This is a genomic window from Elusimicrobiota bacterium, from assembly GCA_016180815.1.
Lineage (GTDB): Bacteria > Elusimicrobiota > Elusimicrobia > JACQPE01 > JACQPE01 > JACPAN01.
Map to the genome: position 1 here is coordinate 101,465 of JACPAN010000008.1, position 21,569 is coordinate 123,033.

At 54.9% G+C, this 21,569-nt stretch carries 23 protein-coding genes; 6 read left to right on the top strand and 17 right to left on the bottom strand.

Features of this window, described 5'->3' with window-relative positions; all coding sequences use genetic code 11:
* The first annotated feature begins 52 nt into the window (after positions 1–52).
* Positions 53–649 carry a hypothetical protein gene (locus HYT79_03980; protein ID MBI2069739.1) on the top strand — a complete coding sequence of 199 codons (597 nt, stop codon included), beginning with the start codon at positions 53–55 and terminating at the stop codon, positions 647–649.
* A gap of 26 nt (positions 650–675) precedes the next feature.
* Here the strand turns inward: HYT79_03980 and HYT79_03985 are convergent, their stop codons facing one another.
* Together HYT79_03985 and HYT79_03990 are read right to left on the bottom strand one after the other, a co-directional pair.
* Entirely contained in the window at positions 676–981 is a 306-nt protein-coding gene (locus HYT79_03985) for a type II toxin-antitoxin system PemK/MazF family toxin (GenBank protein ID MBI2069740.1), read from the bottom strand.
* A gap of 52 nt (positions 982–1,033) precedes the next feature.
* Positions 1,034–1,288 (bottom strand): hypothetical protein, encoded by a 255-nt coding sequence (locus HYT79_03990; GenBank protein MBI2069741.1) that lies wholly within the window; start codon positions 1,286–1,288, stop codon positions 1,034–1,036.
* Between the two features lie 416 nt (positions 1,289–1,704).
* Here HYT79_03990 and HYT79_03995 point away from each other — a divergent pair, with 416 nt between their 5' ends.
* Entirely contained in the window at positions 1,705–2,385 is a 681-nt protein-coding gene (locus HYT79_03995; protein ID MBI2069742.1) for a hypothetical protein, read from the top strand.
* Positions 2,386–2,644: 259 nt separating this feature from the next.
* Here HYT79_03995 and HYT79_04000 read toward each other — a convergent pair whose 3' ends face one another.
* From HYT79_04000 to HYT79_04055, 12 genes are all read right to left on the bottom strand, one after another.
* Positions 2,645–3,694: a zinc-binding dehydrogenase gene (locus HYT79_04000; protein ID MBI2069743.1), complete on the bottom strand. Its 1,050-nt coding sequence runs from the start codon at positions 3,692–3,694 to the stop codon at positions 2,645–2,647.
* Complete coding sequence (gene folE, locus HYT79_04005; protein ID MBI2069744.1) at positions 3,691–4,266, bottom strand: GTP cyclohydrolase I FolE; 576 nt, start codon at positions 4,264–4,266, stop codon at positions 3,691–3,693. Before folE ends, HYT79_04000 begins: the two co-directional genes overlap by 4 nt.
* A gap of 1 nt (position 4,267) precedes the next feature.
* Positions 4,268–5,212: a 4-hydroxy-3-methylbut-2-enyl diphosphate reductase gene (gene ispH / locus HYT79_04010; GenBank protein ID MBI2069745.1), complete on the bottom strand. Its 945-nt coding sequence runs from the start codon at positions 5,210–5,212 to the stop codon at positions 4,268–4,270.
* Positions 5,212–6,714, bottom strand: coding sequence for a leucyl aminopeptidase (locus HYT79_04015; GenBank protein ID MBI2069746.1), 1,503 nt, complete (start codon positions 6,712–6,714; stop codon positions 5,212–5,214). Before HYT79_04015 ends, ispH begins: the two co-directional genes overlap by 1 nt.
* An 18-nt stretch (positions 6,715–6,732) precedes the next feature.
* Complete coding sequence (locus HYT79_04020; protein MBI2069747.1) at positions 6,733–7,803, bottom strand: Mrp/NBP35 family ATP-binding protein; 1,071 nt, start codon at positions 7,801–7,803, stop codon at positions 6,733–6,735.
* Positions 7,804–7,836: 33 nt separating this feature from the next.
* Positions 7,837–8,472: a LysE family transporter gene (locus HYT79_04025; protein ID MBI2069748.1), complete on the bottom strand. Its 636-nt coding sequence runs from the start codon at positions 8,470–8,472 to the stop codon at positions 7,837–7,839.
* A gap of 36 nt (positions 8,473–8,508) precedes the next feature.
* On the bottom strand, positions 8,509–9,435 hold the full coding sequence (locus HYT79_04030; GenBank protein MBI2069749.1) for a cobalamin-binding protein: 927 nt from the start codon (positions 9,433–9,435) through the stop codon (positions 8,509–8,511).
* A 33-nt stretch (positions 9,436–9,468) separates the two neighbouring features.
* Positions 9,469–10,245, bottom strand: coding sequence for a hypothetical protein (locus HYT79_04035; GenBank protein MBI2069750.1), 777 nt, complete (start codon positions 10,243–10,245; stop codon positions 9,469–9,471).
* Between the two features lie 146 nt (positions 10,246–10,391).
* On the bottom strand, positions 10,392–10,733 hold the full coding sequence (locus HYT79_04040) for a hypothetical protein (GenBank protein ID MBI2069751.1): 342 nt from the start codon (positions 10,731–10,733) through the stop codon (positions 10,392–10,394).
* A gap of 22 nt (positions 10,734–10,755) precedes the next feature.
* Entirely contained in the window at positions 10,756–11,508 is a 753-nt protein-coding gene (locus HYT79_04045; protein MBI2069752.1) for a class I SAM-dependent methyltransferase, read from the bottom strand.
* Between the two features lie 23 nt (positions 11,509–11,531).
* Positions 11,532–12,776 carry a 1-acyl-sn-glycerol-3-phosphate acyltransferase gene (locus HYT79_04050; protein ID MBI2069753.1) on the bottom strand — a complete coding sequence of 415 codons (1,245 nt, stop codon included), beginning with the start codon at positions 12,774–12,776 and terminating at the stop codon, positions 11,532–11,534.
* Positions 12,776–13,315 (bottom strand): thioredoxin family protein, encoded by a 540-nt coding sequence (locus HYT79_04055; GenBank protein MBI2069754.1) that lies wholly within the window; start codon positions 13,313–13,315, stop codon positions 12,776–12,778. Before HYT79_04055 ends, HYT79_04050 begins: the two co-directional genes overlap by 1 nt.
* Positions 13,316–13,386: 71 nt before the next feature.
* Between HYT79_04055 and HYT79_04060 the strand changes: the two genes are divergently transcribed.
* A complete protein-coding gene (locus HYT79_04060; GenBank protein MBI2069755.1) occupies positions 13,387–14,529 on the top strand; it encodes a glycosyltransferase family 4 protein in 1,143 nt (380 codons plus the stop codon).
* A gap of 11 nt (positions 14,530–14,540) precedes the next feature.
* Here the strand turns inward: HYT79_04060 and HYT79_04065 are convergent, their stop codons facing one another.
* A complete protein-coding gene (locus HYT79_04065; GenBank protein MBI2069756.1) occupies positions 14,541–15,278 on the bottom strand; it encodes a glycosyltransferase family 2 protein in 738 nt (245 codons plus the stop codon).
* Between the two features lie 33 nt (positions 15,279–15,311).
* Between HYT79_04065 and HYT79_04070 the strand changes: the two genes are divergently transcribed.
* Genes HYT79_04070 through HYT79_04080 form a run of 3 tightly spaced genes read left to right on the top strand, consistent with a single transcriptional unit; the run spans position 15,312 to position 19,357 of the window.
* Positions 15,312–17,186: a hypothetical protein gene (locus HYT79_04070; GenBank protein ID MBI2069757.1), complete on the top strand. Its 1,875-nt coding sequence runs from the start codon at positions 15,312–15,314 to the stop codon at positions 17,184–17,186.
* 12 nt (positions 17,187–17,198) lie between these two features.
* A complete protein-coding gene (locus HYT79_04075; protein ID MBI2069758.1) occupies positions 17,199–18,602 on the top strand; it encodes a glycosyltransferase family 39 protein in 1,404 nt (467 codons plus the stop codon).
* The gene (locus HYT79_04080; GenBank protein MBI2069759.1) at positions 18,599–19,357 is read left to right on the top strand and encodes a glycosyltransferase family 2 protein; all 759 of its coding nucleotides are present in this window, start codon (positions 18,599–18,601) and stop codon (positions 19,355–19,357) included. Before HYT79_04075 ends, HYT79_04080 begins: the two co-directional genes overlap by 4 nt.
* Here the strand turns inward: HYT79_04080 and rfbH are convergent.
* Together rfbH and HYT79_04090 are read right to left on the bottom strand one after the other, a co-directional pair.
* The gene (gene rfbH, locus HYT79_04085) at positions 19,347–20,663 is read right to left on the bottom strand and encodes a lipopolysaccharide biosynthesis protein RfbH (GenBank protein ID MBI2069760.1); all 1,317 of its coding nucleotides are present in this window, start codon (positions 20,661–20,663) and stop codon (positions 19,347–19,349) included. The genes HYT79_04080 and rfbH overlap by 11 nt on opposite strands.
* Positions 20,660–21,562, bottom strand: a complete 903-nt coding sequence (locus HYT79_04090) for an SDR family oxidoreductase (GenBank protein MBI2069761.1) — start codon at positions 21,560–21,562, stop codon at positions 20,660–20,662. Before HYT79_04090 ends, rfbH begins: the two co-directional genes overlap by 4 nt.
* Between the last annotated feature and the right edge of the window lie 7 nt (positions 21,563–21,569).

A 21,569-nucleotide genomic window follows, 5' to 3' on the forward strand; every position in this document is an offset into this window, starting at 1 on the left:
TCCGGGGTTAATCTTAAATACGCGAATGATTTGGGCAAACGGAGGAGTATCGATGAACATCGTTGTGGTTTTGCTGGTGACGGGCGCCGGTTTTTTATCCGCCCAGGATCGAACCGTGGGCAATGCGTCGTACACACGGGATGAATTTCAACGTTTGACCGTCAATGTCCGCAGCAATTGCGATGGTTTAACCGAGGATGAGGTTTATGTGGAATACACCACGGAGCTGGAAAACGCCGCTGAGTCGCAGGACGCCAGCAGGGATGTTTTCGTTCGTCATTGCGGTTTTTTACTTGGGGCGATGGAGCGCATGGGCGAGACGGATTCCCGCGTGGTGTCCATCCCCATTATTGAACGGACAAGCGGCAGCGGACGTTACGATTCCGAAGGACAAGAAATAAGGACAACTGTCCGTATTGATTTTCGAGATCAGATCAGAAGGCTTTTTAAAAATATCCAGAAAATTAAAAGAGCCGTAAGATCGGAAAATTGGCGCGCCGACATCGAGACGATCAAAAGCGGGGATTTTCAATGGCCGCAATTAGAAGCGGTCGAGAAAATCAGGCTTTTAGAGAACGAAGCCATCAGCGCCATTTATCTGCTGCAAGAGCGCACCGGCGGCGACAGCTATAAAAGCAAAAGCCCGTAAATTAAGTTAGGCGGCTTAGATTCGTTTTAGGGATGAGGGTAAAAAGATAAACCCATGCTGACGGCAATGGCGCGGTCCAAAATTTTTAGATAGATGGGTTCAATCCGCCCCAACAGCTTCGTAAAGGCTGATTTATCCAGTGTAAAAAGATGCCCGCAATCGGCCGCGGAATCATGGCTTAAGCCGTTGGCGCGCGAGGCTTTAACGGCAAAGCATTCTGGGATTAAAGCGGCTTTTGGATTGGAGCGAATGGCTGCTACCGTGATATGCTGAGCGGCCTCATTTCGAATATTGTTTGAGACGACCAGAGCAGGCCGTTCTTTATCCAGCATTAAGAGGTAGATTTCGCCCCGAAGCGGAAATCCGATGGATGGCAAATTCCTGTCAATCCTTGGGCCAATGTTTGGCTGCTATCTTGCCCCCGGCTTTCGCCAGAGAAGCGGACTCAGCGGCGACGGCCTCATAAAGCGGCCGGGCTGCTTTGACAAGGTCTGCCTGCAAACGCGGTTCTAACCAAGCCTCAATCGCCTCTCTGACAAGATGACTTGCCTGTGTGATGCCTTCCCGTTTGGCGTAGGAAATCGCCTGCTGGAATTCCTTTTTCGGAACGCTGATCGTTAATTTTTTAGTATTACCCATATACTACCTTGATATTACTATAGTACTACTTTATAAATTTATCAAGAAGGGTCCTTCGACTTGAGGTGAAATCATCATAAGCGAGGATTTATTTTTTAACGGAATTTCAGTTGAAAGCTCGATGGCTAAGGTAAAGGTGTCTTGCAAAACAATCTATAACCGAATTCTAGATAGACACACCTGTTGATTTTTTTACACAAAGCAACCCTTGCATTTTTGCGGGTCGGAAGATAGGCTTAACTATGCGAGAAAGCCTTCCCATGAGGGTCGGGTGTTTCTTCAGCCTGTTTTTGCTTATCGCCGGATGCGGCGTTACTTTTGGGGCAGAATCAAGGGGTGCCATCTCTTGGCATATTATTGATGTTGAACATGGGCGCATCCATTATGCCAAGGGGTTTACAAAGGACGCGAAACTCATGGCCAAATTATGGGGAGAGGCCGTTCGTGCCCTGGAAACCGAATTCCAAGATCAAAATCCGGAGGCGCTCATGGAGGGCGTGACGGTGAAGGTGTATCTCCATCCGAAGCCCGTGGAAATGGCAAACGCCCATACAACCACCTTAACAGGGGAATACGCTAAAGGCCGGGCCGAGCTTCATTATCTGTCGCCCTCACTATACACCGATCAAGATAGAGGCGCGGCAGGGGAGCCCATGAATAATCCGGATTACCATAAGCAAATTTTAGTTCATGAGCTTTCCACCATATATTTGGAGCGGATAACGGCTGCCAAGGGCGGAGGCTGGAGATTCCTTCGTTCCCCGAATTGGTTCATTCAAGGATACGAAGAGTATTTGCGCTTGAAGCTTACTTCGGAGTATACCCGGACCACGCTTCAAGAGAGGTATTTTTTGAAATATCTTGAATCGGGCGGCATTGAACTGGACAATACACAGTTCGTCGTGCGCGATTCTTACCGCAACGGCCAGGTTCTGGTTCGGTTTATGCATGAGGAGTTCGGCGTGGACAAGATACATGAACTCCTTCTAAACCGCAAAGCGTCCTTTTGGGCGGCTGTTGAGGAGGCGCTTGGTGTGACACCCAGCGGTCTTTATCAACGCTTCGAAGCCTGGAAAGATTCCAAATACAAGCGGTAAACCAGATGTCAACCGTATTAATGCCCCCGTCCTGCTTGTTGGAGACAATCTAAAAAAAGATTTCGGCGATTGACGCCCACGGTTGATGATTTCCCAACCGCCATTTTCATCTACGAACTTCTCTCCGTAAGCTGATCCAAGTGAACTCGCTACTTTCTTTTTCCATTCTGGAGCTGCTTGCTGGGCATGGCCTAAACGCAATCCGGATAATATCCATACACCAAGAATAGTCGAAAAAACAACGAGTCTTTTGTTCGTTCTACGGGATTAAAACCACTTTGCCGATGGATTGGCGGGAGTGGATGCGGTGGTGGGCTTCGGGGGCTTTCTCTAGCGGGTAGGTGCTGTCCACGATGGGTTTTAGCTTGCCTTGGTGGAACAGGCTCATCAAATCATTGGTGACGCGGCGGTAATAGGCCGGGTCCTTGGGGTTGAAATAAAACAACATGTTCAGACCGAACACGCCTTTGTTGTTGTTGGCGAGCCAGAGGGGATGGAAAATCGGCGTTTTCAAAAGCCCTGTGATGACTTTGAGCCAATCCGTCTTTTCCCCTCCCACAAAAGAGGCCATGCCGTAGATGATCACTCGGCCGCCGGGGCCCAGGAGGCGCAAATCTTTCTTAATGGTGTCACCGCCCAAGGCGTTGAAGCTGATTTGAAGGCCCGCTCCTGAAGCGCCGTTTGAAATTTTTCCGGCTAAGAGGCGGCGGACGTTTTCTTCGTAATCGCCGAAGCGGTAATTGACGATGTGCTGGACGCCCATGGCTTTCAAGCGTTCAATTTTTTGGGGCGAGCCCGCGGTGGCGATGACCGTGGCTTTGGCTGCCTGCACTAACTGCACTGCGGCTGTGCCCACGCCGCCCGCCGCGTTATGGATTAAAACCTTATCCCCCTCCCGGATGCGGCCCATTTCGTAAAGACCCACATAAGCGGTCATGTAATTGACCGGGATCGCGGCCGCTTCTTCAAAGGAAATGGAATCAGGCAGATGATGGGGTTGAACCGCGTCAACAGCCACAAATTCGCAGCAGCCGCCGAAACGCGTGGGCGTGACGACCCGGTCGCCTTTTTTAAACTCGGTGACGCCCTGGCCCACTTCTTCCACGACGCCGGCCACTTCATAGCCCGGGACAAAAGGCCTCGGCGGCGCATCCCGGTACAGGCCCATGCGCATAATGCAATCCGCGAAATTGACCCCCGCGGCTTTGACGCGGATTAAAACCTGATTGTTTTTAATGTAGGGCTTGGGCCAGTCTTCGACTTTGAGGACTTCGGGACCGCCGGTTTTGCGGATGACTAAAGCTTTCATCGGGGCGGGTTGGCGATCAAGTTGAGGAATTCGGAACGGGTCATCGAGCAATCCTTAAATTTGCCCAAATAAACGCTGGTCACCATTTCCGATCCGGCGGCTTTGGCGCCGCGCATTTCAAGGCACATATGCCGCGCCTTGACGATGACGCCCACGCCCAGGGGGTTTAACTTCGTTTCAACGGCCTGGGCGATTTGCCGGGTCAGGCGTTCTTGGAGCTGGAGCCTGCGCGCGAAAACCTGGACGATGCGCGGGATTTTGGACAGCCCGATAATTTTTTCATCGGGCATATAGGCGACATAGGCTTTGCCGTGAAAGGGCAGAAGATGATGCTCGCAAAGAGAGTGAAAACTAATATCCCGGACCAGAATCAATCCGGAGTTTCCCTCCGCCGGATAAACCGCGCCGTTGACGATCGCGTCGGTGTCCAGGTTGTATCCGCTGGTCAATTCCGAAATGGCCTTGGCGAAGCGTTCCGGGGTTTTCTTTAAGCCCAGGCGCGAAGGGTCCTCGCCGATTAAAGAAATCAGCTCGCGGACGACATCGGGAATGGACCGGGTCTTGGTTTCCATCTTATGAGACGGGAATGAGTTCGATTAATTCTTTGGGCAGGGCGAAACTCATGTTTTCTTTTTCGAAAATCGTTTCTTCAACCGCGTAACCTTCGCGGCGGAAATAATCCGCGACTTCTTGGACCAGGCTCTCGGGCGCGCTGGCGCCGGCGGTCAAACCTAGCGTTGTTTTGCCCTCCCAGTCCTCCGGCCGGATATCCGTGGTCGAGTCAATCAGGCGCGATGGGACGCCCAGGGTTTTGGCCACTTCACAGAGCCGGTTGGAATTGGAGCTGTTCTTTGAGCCGATGACGTAAATAAATTGGGGCTGATGGGCGCCGATCAAGAGCTTGACCGCGGCCTGGCGGTTGGTGGTGGCATAGCAAATATCTTCTTTCGGGGTCAGTTGAATCCACGGAAAGCGCGATTTTAAAACATCGATCACTTTTTGCGTGTCGTCTACGGAAAGCGTGGTTTGCGTGAGGATCACGGTTTTTTGGGGCGGCGCCGGGATTTGAGCGGCTTCCTGCGGAGTCTCGACGATGGTGATTTTATCCGGGGCCTCGCCTAGAACGCCGACCGCTTCGATATGATTTTTGTGTCCGATATAAAGAATGCTGTAGCCTTTTTCAACGAAACGCTGCACTTCAAGGTGGACTTTGGTAACCAGGGGGCAGGTGGCATCGATAACTTTTAAGCGGCGGCGCTTGGCCTCTTCTTCAACATTCGGAGCGGTGCCGTGAGCCGAAAAAACCACGATTTGCCCTTCCGGCACTTCGCCGGCTTCATCCACAAAAACAACGCCGCGCTTTTTATAGGACTCAACCACGGTTTTGTTGTGGACGATTTCATGGCGGACGTAAACGGGAGTTGGAAAATGCTCGAGAACGACGTCTAAAATTTCAATGGCGCGGTCCACGCCCGCGCACCAGCCGCGCGGCGCCACGACGAAAAGTTTTTTTCCCATCAATTGAGGCCCAGCAGATATTCGATCAGCGTGCGCGCAATGGCCCCGGTGCCGCCGGGCGGGCAGGTCGGGGTCTCCCCGTCGGTCCACGCCGTTCCCGCAATGTCAAAATGCGCCCAGGGCTTGGAGTCCACGAATTCCTGAAGGAACAGGCCGCCGATAATGGTTCCGGGCTCCGTGCCGCCCCGCGTGGAAATATTCGCCAAATCGCCGACCTTGCCCTTGATGCGCTCTTTGTATTCTTCGACCAAGGGAAGCTGCCAAACTTTTTCTCCGGCTGATTTGGAGGCGGCGATCAAATCCTGGGCCAGCTTTTCGTTATTGGCCAGAAGCCCGGTCACATGATCGCCGAGCGCCACGACAACGGCTCCGGTTAAGGTGGCGATGTCGATAATCGCATCAAGGTTCTGTTTGGACGCAAAGGACAGGGCATCCGCCAAAACAACGCGGCCCTCGGCATCCGTGTTTAAAATTTCAATGGTTTTGCCGTTTAAGGCGCGGACAACGTCGCCGGGCTTGTACGCATTCTCCCCGGGCATATTTTCCGTAAACGGGGTAAATCCATGAACTTCATGGGGCACCTCGAGCGCCTCGCAGGCGCGTAGCACGGCCATGACCGTGGCGGCGCCGGCCATGTCCACTTTCATAGTGAGCATGTGATTGCCGGTTTTGATGTTCAAGCCGCCGGAATCGAAGGTAATGCCTTTGCCCACCAAACCGATTTTTTTCTTGGGCGTTCCTTTAGGCCGGTACACAAGGTGGACAAACGCGGGATCGTTGACGGAGCCCGCATTGACGCCCAACAACGCGCCCATACCCATTTTTTCGATTTCGTTTTTGCCGTAAACGCGGACTTTGAGGCGGCCGCGGGCTAAGCCGCGCGCGGTGCGCGCCATTTCCGTGGGGCGCTTCCTGCTTGGCGGCTCATTGACCAGATCGCGGATAAAATTGACGGTTTCGGCAAGGACGCGGCCTTTTTCAATGCCGTTTTTAACGGCCGCCGCTTCATCGGGCCTTTCAACGACCAGCACCACTCGTTTGACCGCCCCGTCTTTTTTCGATTCCTCGTCGGATTTATGTTTATTGTAGCGGTAGCGGCCTAAGAGAGCGCCTTGGGTTACGGCCTGGGCCAAAGCGGCCAAGGATATTTTTTCCGGCCATCTGGGCAAATCGATCCACAGCGTGTCCGATTGTTTGCTGGATGCTTTGTAGGCTTTGGCCGAGGCATCGCGCAATGCTTCGAGCTTGGCTTCTTTTCTTTTGCCCAAGCCCGCCAGGATCAGGCGCGTGACAGGCTCGTCGCGTTCCGGGTAATAAGTTAAAAGCTCCGCGGTTTTGCCTTTGAATTGTTCGCGTTTGGTGACGTCATCCAAGGCCTTTTCTTTTTTTGAATCAAGCCATCCTTCCGAATTGAATTTTTCCCCTTCCCAGGTGAAAAGAACCAGCGTGTCTTTTTCCCCTTTAAATCGGGACCGGTCTAAGCATTCGATGGTCAGGCTCATGAGCATCGCTCCTTAAAATTAGGTTTGGATGATTTGCACGACGGCCGAGGCGTCCAGGGTGCTGATTTTTGCGGCCATGCGCGTCGCGATATCGCGATAAATTTGAGAAATCGGGTGTTGCGGGTTTGAGGCGGCGATGGGCTTGCCGGTTTCGCCCAAGCGGCAGATTTCCGCATCCAGAGGAATTTGGCCCAAAAGCTCGACGCCGTAGTCTTTGTTTAGGGCTTGGCCGCCGCCCTCCGCGAAAATTTTGGTGAGTTTTTCGCAATGGGGGCAAATGAATCCAGACATGTTTTCAATCACGCCCAACACATTGGTCTTGGCCTTTTCGAACATGCGGATGGTTTTGCGCACGTCGGAAAGAGCCACGGTTTGGGGCGTGGTCACCAAAATGGCGCCGGTTAACGGCACGTTTTGAACGAGCGTGATCTGCACGTCCCCGGTTCCCGGCGGCAGGTCGATGATCAGGTAATCGATGTCCCCCCATCTGACGTCATGGAGGAATTGGGTCAGCGCGCCGTGGAGCATGGGTCCGCGCCACATGACCGGGTTGTCCCCTTCGAGGAAAAATCCGATGGACATGAGTTTGACCCCGTAATTTTCCGGCGGGGCGATTTTATTGTTTTCATCCGGGATCAGCGCGGCCCGGTCGATACCCAGCATTTGGGGCTGGTTGGGGCCGTAAAAATCAGCGTCCAGGAGCCCGACTTTGGCGCCTAATTTGGTCAAGGTGACCGCCAAATTGACGGCAACCGTGGATTTGCCGACCCCGCCTTTGCCGCTGCCCACGGCAATGATGTTTTTGATATCCGGAAGTTTGGCTTGCTCCAAGCGGGTGTCCTTATAGGTATTGGATTTCATGTTGACGGCCACGTCCGTCACGCCTTTGACGCCCATCACCGCTTGCCGGGCTTGTTCCTGAAGCTGGTCGCGGACCGGGCAGGCGGGCGTGGTGAGCACAAAGTCGAAACTGACGCTGCCGCCATCGACTTTAAGGTCCTGAATCATGCCCAAGGAGACGATGTCCCGGTGCAGATCGGGGTCTTGAACTTGGCTTAAAGCTTCGAAAATGTCGGATTGAACGGGCATTAATGACATTTTAGTAAAGAACGAGGAAGAAGACTATCTGAAAAAAGGCGTTAAAAGGCCTAAAACAACGATTAAAACGCCCGCTGTTTTGTTCATCAGTCTCAAATTGCGTTCATTGAGCTTGATGTTGAGCATCAGGATCGCCCCGTTTAACAGGCCCCACCAAACAACAGCGCCTATGATAATGCCGCCGATCAGCCAGGCTTGGGCCTCGCGACCGGCCTGAGCGCCGGTGGCGCCCACAGCCGCGAGCAGAGCCGCGAAGGTGAGGATGACGGTCGGGTTGGCGAGCGTCAAGAGGAACGTTGAAACGAACATTTTGATCAAATTTTTTCCCTTATTAAGATCCTCTTGAAGGTGGGTCTTGCTGAAAAAGGTTTTAATGCCCATGGCGCAGATGACCGAGCTGCTGATAAGCCAAATAAACAATTGATGCGCGGCCAGGAACCCGGCCACGAAGGTCAATCCGATGATGGCGATTAAGCTATAGAGCACGTCCGCGACCGCGGTTCCCATGCCCGAGGCAAAACCCGCCCATCCGCCTTCGGACAGGGCGCGCCGGATGCAGAGAACGCCGATCGGCCCCAAGGGCGCGGCGCTGACGAATCCGATAATCAAGCCGCCCAGTAAAAATTGATTGCTTTTTAATGAAATGAGGATGGCGTCCATTAGGAGATTCTACCTGAGGATGCGCGCGTGCGCCAGCTATAAATGTCGCCAACCGGTATTCTGATGACCGAAGCGAAATTGTCCGGGATGGAGAATTTCGGACAAAATTTCCAACGACTCGGCCAGGCGCGGGCCGGGGCGGTTGAAATATTGATTGCCGTCCGCCAAGTAGACGCGATTGTTCTTAACGGCCTTAAGTTTAGGCCAGTCCGGTTTTTGGGTCAGCGCCGGCAATTCCTGGCGAGTTTTGGCGATGTCATATCCGCAGGGGACGATGACGATGATATCCGGGTCCTGGGTTTTGAGCTCGTCCCAGCTCATCCACGGGGAATGTTTCCCCGCTTCGCCGAAGAGATTGACGCCGCCGGCCATCTCGATTAATTCAGGCATCCAATTTCCTCCGGCCATGAGCGGGTCGATCCATTCGATGGAAGCGACCCTGGGTTTGGGGCCGAGGCTGCGCGCTTGATCCGCAATGGTTTTCATACGGGCTTTCAAGCGGCTGATGATCACCACGCTGCGCTCCGACGCATTTAAGGCGGCGGCCACGCGGGCGATATCAGCCCAAACATCAGCCAGAGAATTCGGACAAAGAGAAACGATTTTCGGTTCGCCGTCTTTAAGCCGGACCCATTCGCAAAGCGCTTGTTCCACGTCTTTTAGGCTGACGGCGCAGACCTCGCATTGAGTTTGGGTAATGATGAGCGTGGGGTTGAGCTCTTTTAATTGCCGCGCGTCGACCTGGTAAATGGAGAGCCCCTGCTCCAGGAGCGTTTTAATTTCCCGGTCGATTTGGGCGCTGCCGACGTTGACCTTGAGCTTGGGATGGGTGATGGCCGGCAGGCGTTTGACGGTTTCCGGGTAATCGCATTCATGCGAGCGAGCCACCAAAACATGCTCGAAGCCCAGAGAGCAGAGGATTTCCGTGGCGCTGGCTAAAAGAGAAACGACTCGATCCGGCACATGGAAAGAATATCAAACTGGAGCCGGTCAGCCCTACTCGGTCGAAGCCACTAAATTTTCATAGGGCATGCCGATTTCTCGCATGAGTCCGTCTCCGCGCACATAATAGACCATGGCGCCTTGGCCGTCTTTAATCGGCGTGGCGATGCGCCATTTAAGAACCAAGGTCATGGCCGCCAAGGGATTTTCCGCGGTTCCCGCGTTGGTGACGGTCAAAACCTCGGCGTTTAAGTTGAACCGGTAGCCCCAAAGCACTTCGACCAAGAGCGGCTGAACCGAAACATTGGCCAGATACTTGCCTTGGCCCCGGTAACTGCCGCCGTCGGTGCGCAGCACCTGGTAGCGCACTTTGACGACGCGCATCCCGTAGACATTTTTGGCGGTCATCTCATAGATTTCTCCGTGCGGCTGGTTCCAGTTTCCAAGCTGAAACGGGTTGGTGATGCCTTCGGGCACGGCCGTGGCGTATTGATTGGTCACATCCACCACCGGACGGTTTCTCTCGATAATCCCCCAGATTTTCAAACCCAGGTTGATGATGCGGTCGATGAAGACGATAGGATCGTCGGGAGAACCGGGCAAGGGAGCGGGGGCGGGCGTGTTCGGGTTGGGCGCTGGCGTCGGCAGCGGAGGGTTCATTTTTTCAACGGTGACGGATGCGGGGTCGATGGTGAAGAAGCGGGGATTGCGGCGGGCTTGCTTCATTTCATCTGGGGTGAACCTTAATTGGGCGGCTGTTTGCCGCAGGGGAGCGGCGAGCGCGAGCGCGGCGAATACGAATAAGGTAACTCGGCGAGTCGCGGATTTCATGGCACCTCCGGATCGCGGTAATAGCCTGGAAGTCCTGGCTAGGACTTTAGGCCCAATTACTCTATACCGGAAGGCCTATATTTGAGTAGGGCCTAAAGTCCCATTAAAAAATGGGACTTTAGGGAATTTAATCGAACCGATCTGTTTTATTCGGTGGGCGGTTGTTCCGCGTTTTGATGAAAAGGGCAGCTGGCGGCGGAACCCTTTTTGGCATGGCAAGTTTTGCACAGCGTGCAGGCAAGAGCGGCCAAACTCGCCAAAAGAATAATCCAGCCCGTGCCATGGCTGACCCATTTGAACCAGCCCGTGTCTTTATCTTTTCTGGCGGTTCTTAACACCCAATAACCCAAAGCCAGAGTGCCCAGAAGCAGGATTTTTCCGGCTCCTGCGTGCCCGTCACAGGCGCCGCCGTGATCGCAGCCCGCGTAAGCCGCCAACGGCAGCGCTATCGAGGCGGCGGCAAGCCCCAAGGTTTTCATGATTTTCATTTCCCCTCCCTTCTGTTAATGCTTAGTTTTTCGGCGCGATGGCAAAAAGCTCTTTCATGTCGAAGGGCTTTTCGTAAATCGTATAGCGCCATCCCATATCCGAAAAAATTTCTTTGTAAACGTTCAGCGGCCAGTAGCGGACGTGAAAAGCCTCGTGGGTTTGGCCGTTGGGTTGGGTCAGGTAAGAGGTCAAAATATAAACGCCCTTGGGCTCCAGGCTGTTTTGGATATTTTTTAGCGCGCTTAAGAGCTGAGAGCGGTTGGTGATATGTTGGGTGACGTCGAGCATCACGATGTAATCGTATTTTTCCTGGGTCGGTATGCCTTGAACCGCGTCCGCGCACCAAAGTTTGTAGTTGATCCCGTTCATTTGCTTCAAGACGTTGTCGACTTTCTGTACGGCGGTTTGGGAAATATCCATGCCATGGAGAATTTTGGGTTTTTTCTCCGCCAACAGGCGCGTGAAGAATCCGGCGCCGATGCCGATTTCTAAAACTTTTTTGCCGGCGAGATCGAAACCGTTGCGGTCAAGAAATTCGCTGATCGTGGCGCGGGATTGGGCGTAAACTTTTTGATTGACCTCTTCCTGTTGGGACGGCCCCACGGCTCTTAAGTCGTGGTAATAGCCGTGCAGGGTTTCCCAGTAGTTTTTGCGATCGTCCAAGTATTTATCTTCGAGGTAGCGCAAATGAGCCCAGCGGTAAACCTCGATGGCCTCTCTGATCCTGTCGACCAGGGTTATTTTTCTGATATGGCGTTTCCACAAATCAGACATATCGATTCAAGACTAGCAAATGGTTAGACTTCGGAAAAGTAATCCGGCCAGCCGGCTAGACGCCGGATCAAAATCAGCCAGGTAACGGCATGGCCCTCATCGCTGATTAGCGTAATCTGGCGGCCGGCGTAAGGGATATCCAGCACGTCCGAGCCCTTGGTGCTGCCTTTGGCCGCAAATTTAAGCGGCACGTGAAGCATGAGTTGGGAATTGCGGAAAGCCAACCCATGCTGGTCGATCCGCACCGATGCCGGTTCAAAGGGGGCGTCGCTTTCGTCGGTATTCTCACGGACGCGTGCCGAGACTTTCGAAGCCACGGTCAGGTCTTCGGAATTTTTATTGCGCAAGGCGTTTTGCATTTGATGAAACCACGCGGCAATGGAGCGGGGCGTTTCATCGCCGGTCGCGCGCCGGGCGGCCAAGCCATGTTTTAAGACGCGTAGCTCAAGCAGGCAGCGGCTGCAGGTCAGCAGTTTGGTTTTATGGTTCCAGGCAAGGCCGCTGGGCTGGGCGCATTCCGGACAAAAGCACAGGAGGCGCGGGACGGCTTGCGGCCTTCCCCGGCGCGTCAGCACCGTGGCTTCGGGTTCGCCCCGGGCGGCTTGATCCAGCGAACGGCGGATTTCCCTGCGCTCGGATTCAACATCGATGCCCCGGCGCCGGTCGTAAACGTCTTGGGGTTTCCCGTTTAATCGCGGGGATTCTCCGGTTTTGAGCATTTCCACGAAACGCACGCGCACGCGGCCCCAGGGTTGTCTGATTTGGGGATCCCAGCGCGGCCAGGAATCATAAGCGCCCTCAAGAGCCACGGTAGCCACGGGGATTTTAAGCTTGGCGATTAATTTGACGGCTTGCGTCATGGGCGGCATGACTTCTCCATGGAGGCTGCGCGCGCCTTCGGGGAACAGCACGCAGAGCTCCCCGTGGGACATGAGCCGTAGGTATTGGCGCAAAGCGTAGGGATCGGGCCGGGACCGGTCCACCGGAACCACGCCGGCCAGCCACATCACCCAAGCCAGCAACGGGTTGGAAAATGTGAAGAACGCGTCTCCGATGAAACGGGGCGGACGCGGCATGGTGGCTAAAGCAAAGATGGGGTCAAGGAAGTTGACATGCGGGGCGATGATCAGCGCGGGCCCTTTGGCTAAATGTTCCAACCCTTCGCTTTTGAGGCCGAAGAGCCGGCCGATCAAGCGGCAGCCAACCCAGCAGAACCAGCGGCAGAATGCCGGAGCATGCGGGTACCAGCGGCGTTTCGGGTAAAGCACTATTTTTTATTTTTCCATTTGATCGTGCAGCCCACCGGAAATGTTTCGGTTTGTTGGGGCTTTTGCCCGGCCAATAACGCTTCGATGGCCTGCGCCAAATAGGGCTTCTTCGCTTTCGCCGGATTTTCCCAATTGTCATCGATGGCGCCCGCATAGCGAATGCGGCGATCCTGATCAAGCAAAAACACATGGGGTGTGCGCGAAGCGCCGTAGGCCTTGGCGATGTCCTGGGTTTCGTCTTTAAGGTACGGAAAGTTAAATCCCTGTTCCTTGGCCCGGCGCACCATATGATCGAAGTTGTCGTCCGGATAATTTTTATCGTCGTTGGGGTTGACGGCGACCATTTGAAAACCAAGGGGGCCGTATTTTTTTTGGATGTCGATCATGCGGCTTTCGTAGGCCTGAACATAAGGGCAATGATTGCAGGAGAAAACGACGGCCAGGATAGGTTTGTCCTTGAAGGAGCCGAGGCTCCACAAGCCGCCGTCAATGCCGGTCAAATTGAAATCAGGAGCTTTTTCGCCGATTGCCGTTGCCATAATAATGTGACCTCCTTGAATTCTCTCTAATTATTATTTTAGGACTTCTGAATTTGTGTAATGAACGGCAAGTGGCCGGGAAAATAAAAGTCTTTTACCTGATCACGTCGAGCGATTTCGGCGGAGCGGAAACGCTTTTTTATCAGCAGGCTTTGCTGCTCGACCCCGCGCGTTTTGAGCTTTTGCTTTGTTCCGTCAAGCCAAAAGGCGAAATGGCGTCGGCCCTTGAGAAGAAGGGCGTGCGCGTGGAGTCTCTTAATTTTGATTGGCGCTCGGAAATTTTACGGCCCTGGCGCCTCGCCTCCTCGGCGTTTCATCTGTCGCGCCTGATTCGTTCGTTTCAGCCGCAAATCCTTCATACGTCTTTATTCCAGGCCAATGTCCTGGGGGTTTTGGCCGGGTGGAGTTCGGGGGTGCCCGCGCGCATCGCCACCGTGCATATGGTGCTTAAAAAGAAATGCTTCGAACTTGTGCTTGAGCGTCTGTTGTCTTTCGCCGTCACCAAATATGTGGCCATTTCTAAAAATATGCGCGATATCTGCGTGCGGCGTTTTTTTTGGCCGCCCGCTAAAGTCGCGGTTTTGCTCAATGCCGTTGATCCCCTGGAAATCGAGCAACGCAGCCGGCAGAAGCCGGCGACCCTTGCATCACTGAATTTTTCGTTTCCCTGGGTGGTCATGGTCGGCAGGCTTGACGCTCAAAAAGGCTTGGGGTATCTCTTGAAGGCTTTGCGTCTTGTTTGGGATCGCGGTCATCGTTTGGGGTTGGCGTTTATCGGCGACGGCCCGCAGCGACGCGGCCTTGAGGCCGCAACCCGCGAGTTAGGATTATCCGATGCGGTGCGTTTTATGGGTTTCGAGGCCAATCCCATGCCCTACCTTGCGCAAAGCCGGGCCTTGGTTCTTTCTTCGCTGGAAGAAGGCTTGCCCTTGGTGATTCTTGAGGCCATGGCCCTGGAAAAACCGGTGGTCGCCACTTCGGTCGGCGCCGTGCCGGAAGCCGTGGAGCACGGACGCACCGGATTGCTTGTGCCCGCGAAAGACGCGGAGGCCTTGGCAGAAGCCATGATCAGCCTAATTCAGAATCAGGACCGGGCGCGGGTCATGGGAGAGGAAGGAAGAAAATTATTGGAAAAGGTATTTTCCCTGGAGGCCGCCCGTCAAAGGCTGGAAGCTCTTTACGCTGAAACGCTTTCCGACGCCGGCCTCTCTTAAGAGCGAACCGGTTATTTGCCGGTTTTAAAATCGAGGCCGCAAAAAAGAGTTCTGAGCCGGTACCACAAGATCAGGCCGATCATATTCATGCCGGTTTTAAACGTCCCTTTCCAAGAGCCCGTGATCTTGGAAACGCCGACGCGTTCTTTATAGTTGATGGGTATTTCGATGACGCGGGAGCCGCTTAAAAAAGCCAGGATGGTGATTTCCGGAAGGCAGTGGCTGGCGCCCACGCTGAAGAATGGTTTGATGCGTTCCAACGCGCTTCGCCGGATCAGCCGGAACGTGCAGCCGCAATCCGTCAGGCAGGAGCCGCTGAAAAGAAACTCCAGCATTTTGGCCACGGCCACGTTGCCCCAGCGCAGAAAAAATCCCATATTGGCACCGCTCCAAATCAGTTCTTTGGCCGTCCGGGTGCCGATAACCACGTCAAAATCATCCGCATAAGCCAAAAATTTGTGGATGTCATTGGCCACAAAAGTCCCATCGGGCTCGGCCAGAACCACAATCTCTCCCGTGGCCTCGGCTAATCCCCGGTGCACGGCATTGCCCAGGCCTTGTTTCGTTTCCCGGATGACCGTGGCTCCGGCCTGTTTGGCGAATTCAGCGGTGCGATCCTTGCTGTTATTGTCGATGACCAAGATTTCATCGAAGATGCGGGTGTTCTTGAAATCTTCGACCGCCCGGCGGATATGAGGCTCTTCGTTATAGGCCGGAAGAATTAAGCTGACTTTTTTGCCTTGATGCATAGATGTCCTTAAGTTTGCTGTAGTATGCTGAAAATGACGCCGCGTTTGCAACAAATCGCCGCCGCTTTACTGGCCTTGGCCGGAGTCTGCTGGATCAATCTGCCCATCCCCAGCGATCATGAACTTTGGGCCGTGGAGTCGTTGATCAATCCCGAGGCCTGGTCGCGCGATGTTTACCGCGAGTTGTTGAGCTCCGGCGGTTATCTTCGCATGCATAGCGCGTTGGCCGGCCTGCTGAACATGCTGGGTTTCCAGGATGGCGCGCGTGAGGGATTGTTGGTGGCCGCGCTTCTGGGGCTGGGCGTTTTTTTCGCCGCTCTTTTTCGTCTGGCCTTGACCATCAGCGGCGGCCGTTTGGCCGTGGCTTGGGCGTCCGTGGCTTTGCTGATGGCCGAAACCGTCGTCTGGCCGGTCGGCGAGGGCCGGATTCTTCCCGCCGGGATGCGTCACGGACTTCCCATGGCCTTGATTTTGCTGGGTTGGAACGCGTATTTGTCGGGATCGCGCGGCCGCTGCCTGGCGTGGCTTGTCGGCGCCTGCGCTTTGCACGGCAACCCCGGCTTGGTGGCCTTCGGCATCATGGCCTTGGTCGACGGCTGGACGATTGTGCGCAAGCGTTCGTCTTGGCAAAAACCGTTGGCCCTTTGGGCCGCGGCAGGAGCGTGCGTCGTGGCTCTTTATATAGGGTCGCTTTTTCAGCCGGATACCGTGGATCCGCGTTATGCCGAAGCAGCCTCCAGGGCCATCGAAGGGCATATCAGTATTTTTACCGCCGGACGGCTGCAAATGGGGTTTTCCCTGATGGGGTTGGTTTTGACCGGCCTTATTTTTTGGGGCCTCTATCGCATAAAGGCATGGAACGAACGCGTGGACTTGCTCAATCTAAAAATGATCGCCGTGATCCTGATCGTGACCATGGCGAGTTCCTTATATTGGGATTTCGGGTACCGTTATTTTGCCTGGCCGCTGTTGCCGCGCCTGCAGGCCGTCAAAGTCGGGCGATTGATGGATATCGTGGCCGTCGTTTATTTTTGCCGTTTTGCCGATGAGTGTTGGAAACGGCGGTTCTGGCCGCCGGCCGTGGGTTTGTTGGTTTTGGCGTTCGCCTCCGGCTCCGCGACGGATTTTTTCTTCAGGGCCCTGGGCGCGTGTTTTGCGCTGGGCCTTATTTATGCCGAGCGGCGATGGGCCAAAATTTTGTTGGGATTGAGCTCGGCGGCGATGGTTTGTCTGCCGTTCGCGCGGCCCGCGGTTAAATTGTTGGCCGACAGGGTTTCATTGGCGGGCGCATTCCTGGATAAACCGTCCTTCGACCCTTGGGTCGTTGCGGTTTATGCGCTGGCGGCCGGCCTTTGGCATTTCCGGGGACGCCGGGTTAAAACCTCATGGCTTGCGGCTTCAACCGCGGCCGCTGTTTTTTTATCCGCGCTGACGCTGAAATTTCGCGGTCATTGGCCGGCGCCGGTTCAGCCGCCGCCGGCCGGGCTTGCGGCCGCATGCGGATGGATCGGCGCGCAAACGCCTGGTGACGCGCTGGTTTTTATTCCCCCCACGCTTCATCCGGCAGTCGTTTACGAGAAGGCCCGCCGCCCGATTTATCTCTCCAACGTCACCCTGGACGCGTCCAATTATTACGGCCGCCGCGCCGACGCCGTTTACAAGCGTTGGGAAGAGCTAGGTTTCGATTTCAACGGCATCGCGACGCAGGAGCGGCTGTTTGCGCAACTTGGGCGCATCCAGGAACGGCTGACGCCGGAATTGCTGGATGTTTTGAGGAAAAAATACGGCATTGATTATCTGCTTTGGCCGTTGGACGGGAAAGAATGGCCTTACTCCGTCGTTTACGAAAATGACCAGTATGCCGTCTATGACGCCTTGGATTCAAAACGAAAGCGTTCAAAAACGTAATAATTAAGAATCGTGAAGAAATTTCATGAACGCCGTATTTTATTGGCCGCGTTCGGCGCGGCCCTGATCCTTCGCGGCCTGATCCTTCAGAACTACCGGTGGGAGCAGCATCGTCCCAGCGAGCCTTTCTTTTTCGCCGAAGCCGCCAAGAATTTTTTAGCCGGCAAAGGGCTCAGTTGGAACCGCCACTACCGGGAGAAAGTCTACGCCCTTCATGAGCGATCGCATCGTTTTATGGAACTCGATGAAATCACTCCCCCGGATCAAGAGGAGTTAGAGCCCTGGCGGGGCCGAGCTCCAGGGTTCGCTTTGTTGACCGCCTCGGTATTTTGGATCACGGGGTCGATCAAATTTTTCTACGTGCGCGTTTTGGCCGTGCTCTTGGATAGTTTGGCCGTGCTGCTGATGTTCGGCATCGGGCGGCGTCTGTTCAACGAGCGGGTCGGCTTGGTGTCCGCTTGGGCGTACGCGCTTTGGGTGCCCAATGCGATCGTGGCTCATTTGCCGAATCATGACGCGGTCATGTCCTTTTTCGTTTTGCTGGCGTTGTTTTTATTTTTGAAGGCTCTGGACACGCAGCGTTTATCCGATTATGCGGCCGCTTCCGTTGCCGTGATCGCGGGCATGTACATACGTCAGGAGCCCATCCTATTCCCTTTCCTTTGGACGGCGGGGCTTGTCCTCATCAAGGGCGCCGGCCGCGCCTTGCGGCCGGGGCTGCTGATGATCGGGCTGCTGTTCGCCTCCATGCTGCCGTGGATGTGCCGAAACTACAAAATGGATCATCGCTGGTATTTTTTAATGCCCGAGGCTTGGATGACGATTTATACCGGAATTTGGACTTTTGATGACGCCCGGCGCTTCAATCTCGACAACCCCGAAGATTTTTTAGTCGCTAACCCGCATGTCACCAGGCGCAGCCCGCAAAGCGAAGCCCTGTACCGGAGCAAGGCCCTGCCCGTCATCTTGGAGGAGCCTCTGTGGTTCATGAAAAACGTTTTCATCCGGCAATTGCTGCGCAATACGATTTATTCCAAGACCAACTGGACGTTTTTGGCCGAAGAGCCTTGGCTTGTCGAATACAAGGCCAAGGGCGGAACCACGCTTGGTTACCTAAAAGACCATCCGGCTCAATTTTTTTGCCGGTTTTTCGGCAAAGGCAGCGAGAGTTTGTTTTTCATCTTGGCTTTGGGCGGCATTTGGCTTGCGCGCAGGAATTGGAGGAAGGTTTATTTTTTGTGGTCCATCCCGCTTTGTTATATCGGGGCCTATAGCATTATGCACGGCGGACCCTCTTATGTTTTGCCCGGTAAAGCGCCGCTTCTGATCCTGTCCTCTTTTTGCCTGGTCGCTTGTTGGGACCGGCTCATGGCGTCGCCCCCCGGCGGCGCCGGGCGCAAGGCGGTGCGGGCATGAATGCGGCATCGGGGCCGGTTTTTTCCATCGTCGCTCTTTTTTACAACGAAGAAAAAGCCGCGGAACAAGCGGTGGGCAAGTTGTGGACGGCTCTTAAGAATTTGACGGAACCGTTTGAGCTTTTGTTGGTGGACAACGGTTCCCGTGATCAGACGGGGTCGATTTTGCGGGCGTGGTCGTCGCGGCATGCGGGAACGATTCACGTGGTCCGCGTCGAAAAGAACCGGGGATACGGTTGGGGCTGGATTTGCGGGGCCCGTCCGGCGCGCGGCCGCTGGGTCGCGTTTATTCCCGGAGACGGGCAATTGCCGCCGGATGATTTGGTCCGCTTGTTGAAGCTGGCTTGCGAGCATCAGGCGAAAATTCTCAAGGGCCGCCGGCGCGAACGGTCCGAAGGCCTTTGGCGGCGCGCGGTTTCCTGCGTTTACAACGCGGTTTTTCGCGTTCTGTTCGGTTCGGGCGATTTAAGGGACATCAACGGCCAGCCTAAAATCGTCGAGCGGGAGCTTTGGCATGATCTGGGCCCGGTTTCCAAGGACTGGTTCATTGACGCGGAGCTGATGCTCAAAGCCTTGGAACGAGGCGTGACGATTGAAGAAGCCGATGTCGAGTCCACGGTCAGGGCTGGGGGCGGTTCTCATGTGAAATGGACCGCGATTATCGAATTTTTTATCAATTTGGCGCGCTGGCGCTTAACCGGCGGCCGGGCTTGGAAAGAGCGGTCTCAGGCAAGAACCGAAGTTTTTAGACCTTAACCCCGGCCAGCGAGCGAATGGCCGCGCGAACTGTTTCGATCATATAGTCCGCCATGGCCGGCGTAATCCCAGGGTACACCCCCATGAAAACCGTATTGCTCATCACCAGGTCGGAATTCGTCAGCGGCCCGGCGATCCGGCGTTCGATGCTTTGATAAGCCGGCTGCTTGATGATATTGCCGGCGAAGGTCCGGCGCGTCTCGATAAGGCGCTCTTCAAGGTATTGGCTAAAACGCACGGCGTCGATTTTTGACTCCTGGCGAATGGTCAGGGCAAAGGCGAACCAGCAGGGTTTGGCCTTGGGGTCCCAGCGCGGCAAAATTAAGTATTCCCCCAAATCTTTGAGTCCTTCGTAAATCCGGTGGAAATTCGCCCGGCGCGCCTCAATAAAGGCCGGGAGTTTTTCGATCTGGGCCAGGCCGACCGCAGCCTGCATATCGGTGGGCTTCAAGTTGTAACCGATGTGCGAGTAAGTGTATTTGTGATCGTACCCATGGGGCAAACCGCCCAACTGCCAGTCAAAGCGTTTGCCGCAGGTGTTGGACACGCCCGGCATGCACCAGCAGTCGCGCCCCCAATCCCTGACCGAGGCCGCGATCTTGGACATTTCTTCGCTGTGGCAGATAACGGCGCCGCCTTCGCCCATGGTGATTTGATGGGCCGGGTAAAAGCTGATAATCGAATAATCGCCGAAGCTGCCCAGGGGTTTGCCGTCATAGGTTCCGCCCAGGGCGTCGCAGGTATCCTCAAGCAGATAAAGCCCGTGCTTTTGCGTCAATTGTTTGATGCGGTCAAGCTCCAGCGCATTTCCCAGCGTATGCGGCAGGGCCAGGGCCCTGGTTTTTTTGGAAAGCGCATTCTCGATGGCTTTGGCCCCGGCGTTTAAGGTATCCAATTCCACGTCCACAAAAACAGGGACCAAGCCGTTTTGGATGATGGGATTAAGCGTGGTCGGGAACGTCACCGCCGGGGTGATGACCTCGTCTCCTTTTTGCAGAGGCCGGGGCAGTTTTGACGAGGTCAGGCTGGTCATGGCCACTAAACTGGCCGAGGAGCCGGAGTTGACCAACAGCGCATAAGGCGCCCCCAGGAATTTTTTGAGTTCCTCTTCGAAGCGATGGCCGAAACGGCCGAGCGTCAGCCAGAAATCGAGGCCGGCTTCAGCCAGGTACTTAAGCTCCTGCGCGTCGAATACCCGGCCCGCATAATGAATTTTTGTTTTTCCGGGCGCGAATATCCGTTCCCGCGCGAACTCTTCTTTCCAGTAGCGTTCGACGAGCGACAGAATTTCTTCACGCGTGCTCATGAGCGTTGGACCTGGCTTTCCAACGCGTAAGGGTTAGGCGTTTTTTTCATGGATTCCAGCCCTTCGCGTGAGCCCAGGAGTTTGCGTCCGAGCTCGCGCTCGGTTTTGGCGCAATCAAGTCCGGCATCCAAGGGCCTTGGCGCGCGCTGCTTGAGCTTTTCGGTGGAAGCGGGCGTGATTTTTGAGGCATCCAGATTAAAAATCGAAGCCGCCATGAGCGCGAAGCGGTATCGATCCAGGCGGTCGCGCCCGGCCACGTTATAAATCCCGTCGCAGCCTTTTTTGGCGAGGTCGATGACCGCAGCCGCCAAATCCTCGACATAAGTCGGCGTTCCGACTTGATCGTCGGCCACGCGCATGGGCCCTCCGGCGCCAAGCGTGCGCACAAGATTCATGATGAAATTCTTGCCCTGGGCTTCCCATCCGTAAATGACCGTGGTGCGGATAATCAAGTGATCCGTCAATTCTTTTTTGATCCGGGCTTCAGCTTCGGCCTTGCTTTGCCCGTAAACACTTAAGGGATGAACGGCGTCGTTTTCTTGATAGGGGCCTTTTTGACCGTCAAAAATATAGTCCGACGAAAAGAAAACAAGGCGCGCGCCGCGCTCTTGGCAGATGCGCGCCACCGCGGCTGTTGCGTCCACGTTGACGCTGCGGCAAAGTTCGGGCTCATCCTGGCATTTATCGGCATGGCCCATGGCCGAGGCCAGATAAACGATGTCCGGCCGGTGTTCATCGAATAGTTTGGCCAGCCCCTGGGTTTGTCTCAAGTCAAAGCGGACCAGCCCTTTGACCGGAAACGTGAAATAGGTGCCGGCCGCGGTTTCTCCGGAGCGGTGTAATTGGCGATGAAGCGCGCCGCCGACCAAACCTGAGGCGCCTAAGACCAAATGGCGCATGATACCC

Coding starts and splice junctions, on each gene's coding strand:
- HYT79_04090 (MBI2069761.1), bottom strand. CDS start 21,562: ATGCGCCATTTGGTCTTAGGCGCCTCAGGTTTGGTCGGCGGCGCGCTT.
- ispH (MBI2069745.1), bottom strand. CDS start 5,212: ATGGGAAAAAAACTTTTCGTCGTGGCGCCGCGCGGCTGGTGCGCGGGC.
- HYT79_04045 (MBI2069752.1), bottom strand. CDS start 11,508: ATGTCTGATTTGTGGAAACGCCATATCAGAAAAATAACCCTGGTCGAC.
- HYT79_04070 (MBI2069757.1), top strand. CDS start 15,312: ATGACGCCGCGTTTGCAACAAATCGCCGCCGCTTTACTGGCCTTGGCC.
- HYT79_04025 (MBI2069748.1), bottom strand. CDS start 8,472: ATGGACGCCATCCTCATTTCATTAAAAAGCAATCAATTTTTACTGGGC.
- HYT79_04035 (MBI2069750.1), bottom strand. CDS start 10,245: ATGAAATCCGCGACTCGCCGAGTTACCTTATTCGTATTCGCCGCGCTC.
- HYT79_03980 (MBI2069739.1), top strand. CDS start 53: ATGAACATCGTTGTGGTTTTGCTGGTGACGGGCGCCGGTTTTTTATCC.
- HYT79_03990 (MBI2069741.1), bottom strand. CDS start 1,288: ATGGGTAATACTAAAAAATTAACGATCAGCGTTCCGAAAAAGGAATTC.
- HYT79_04020 (MBI2069747.1), bottom strand. CDS start 7,803: ATGCCCGTTCAATCCGACATTTTCGAAGCTTTAAGCCAAGTTCAAGAC.
- HYT79_03995 (MBI2069742.1), top strand. CDS start 1,705: ATGGCCAAATTATGGGGAGAGGCCGTTCGTGCCCTGGAAACCGAATTC.
- HYT79_03985 (MBI2069740.1), bottom strand. CDS start 981: ATGCTGGATAAAGAACGGCCTGCTCTGGTCGTCTCAAACAATATTCGA.
- rfbH (MBI2069760.1), bottom strand. CDS start 20,663: ATGAGCACGCGTGAAGAAATTCTGTCGCTCGTCGAACGCTACTGGAAA.
- HYT79_04040 (MBI2069751.1), bottom strand. CDS start 10,733: ATGAAAATCATGAAAACCTTGGGGCTTGCCGCCGCCTCGATAGCGCTG.
- HYT79_04055 (MBI2069754.1), bottom strand. CDS start 13,315: ATGGCAACGGCAATCGGCGAAAAAGCTCCTGATTTCAATTTGACCGGC.
- HYT79_04015 (MBI2069746.1), bottom strand. CDS start 6,714: ATGAGCCTGACCATCGAATGCTTAGACCGGTCCCGATTTAAAGGGGAA.
- HYT79_04080 (MBI2069759.1), top strand. CDS start 18,599: ATGAATGCGGCATCGGGGCCGGTTTTTTCCATCGTCGCTCTTTTTTAC.
- HYT79_04065 (MBI2069756.1), bottom strand. CDS start 15,278: ATGCATCAAGGCAAAAAAGTCAGCTTAATTCTTCCGGCCTATAACGAA.
- HYT79_04000 (MBI2069743.1), bottom strand. CDS start 3,694: ATGAAAGCTTTAGTCATCCGCAAAACCGGCGGTCCCGAAGTCCTCAAA.
- folE (MBI2069744.1), bottom strand. CDS start 4,266: ATGGAAACCAAGACCCGGTCCATTCCCGATGTCGTCCGCGAGCTGATT.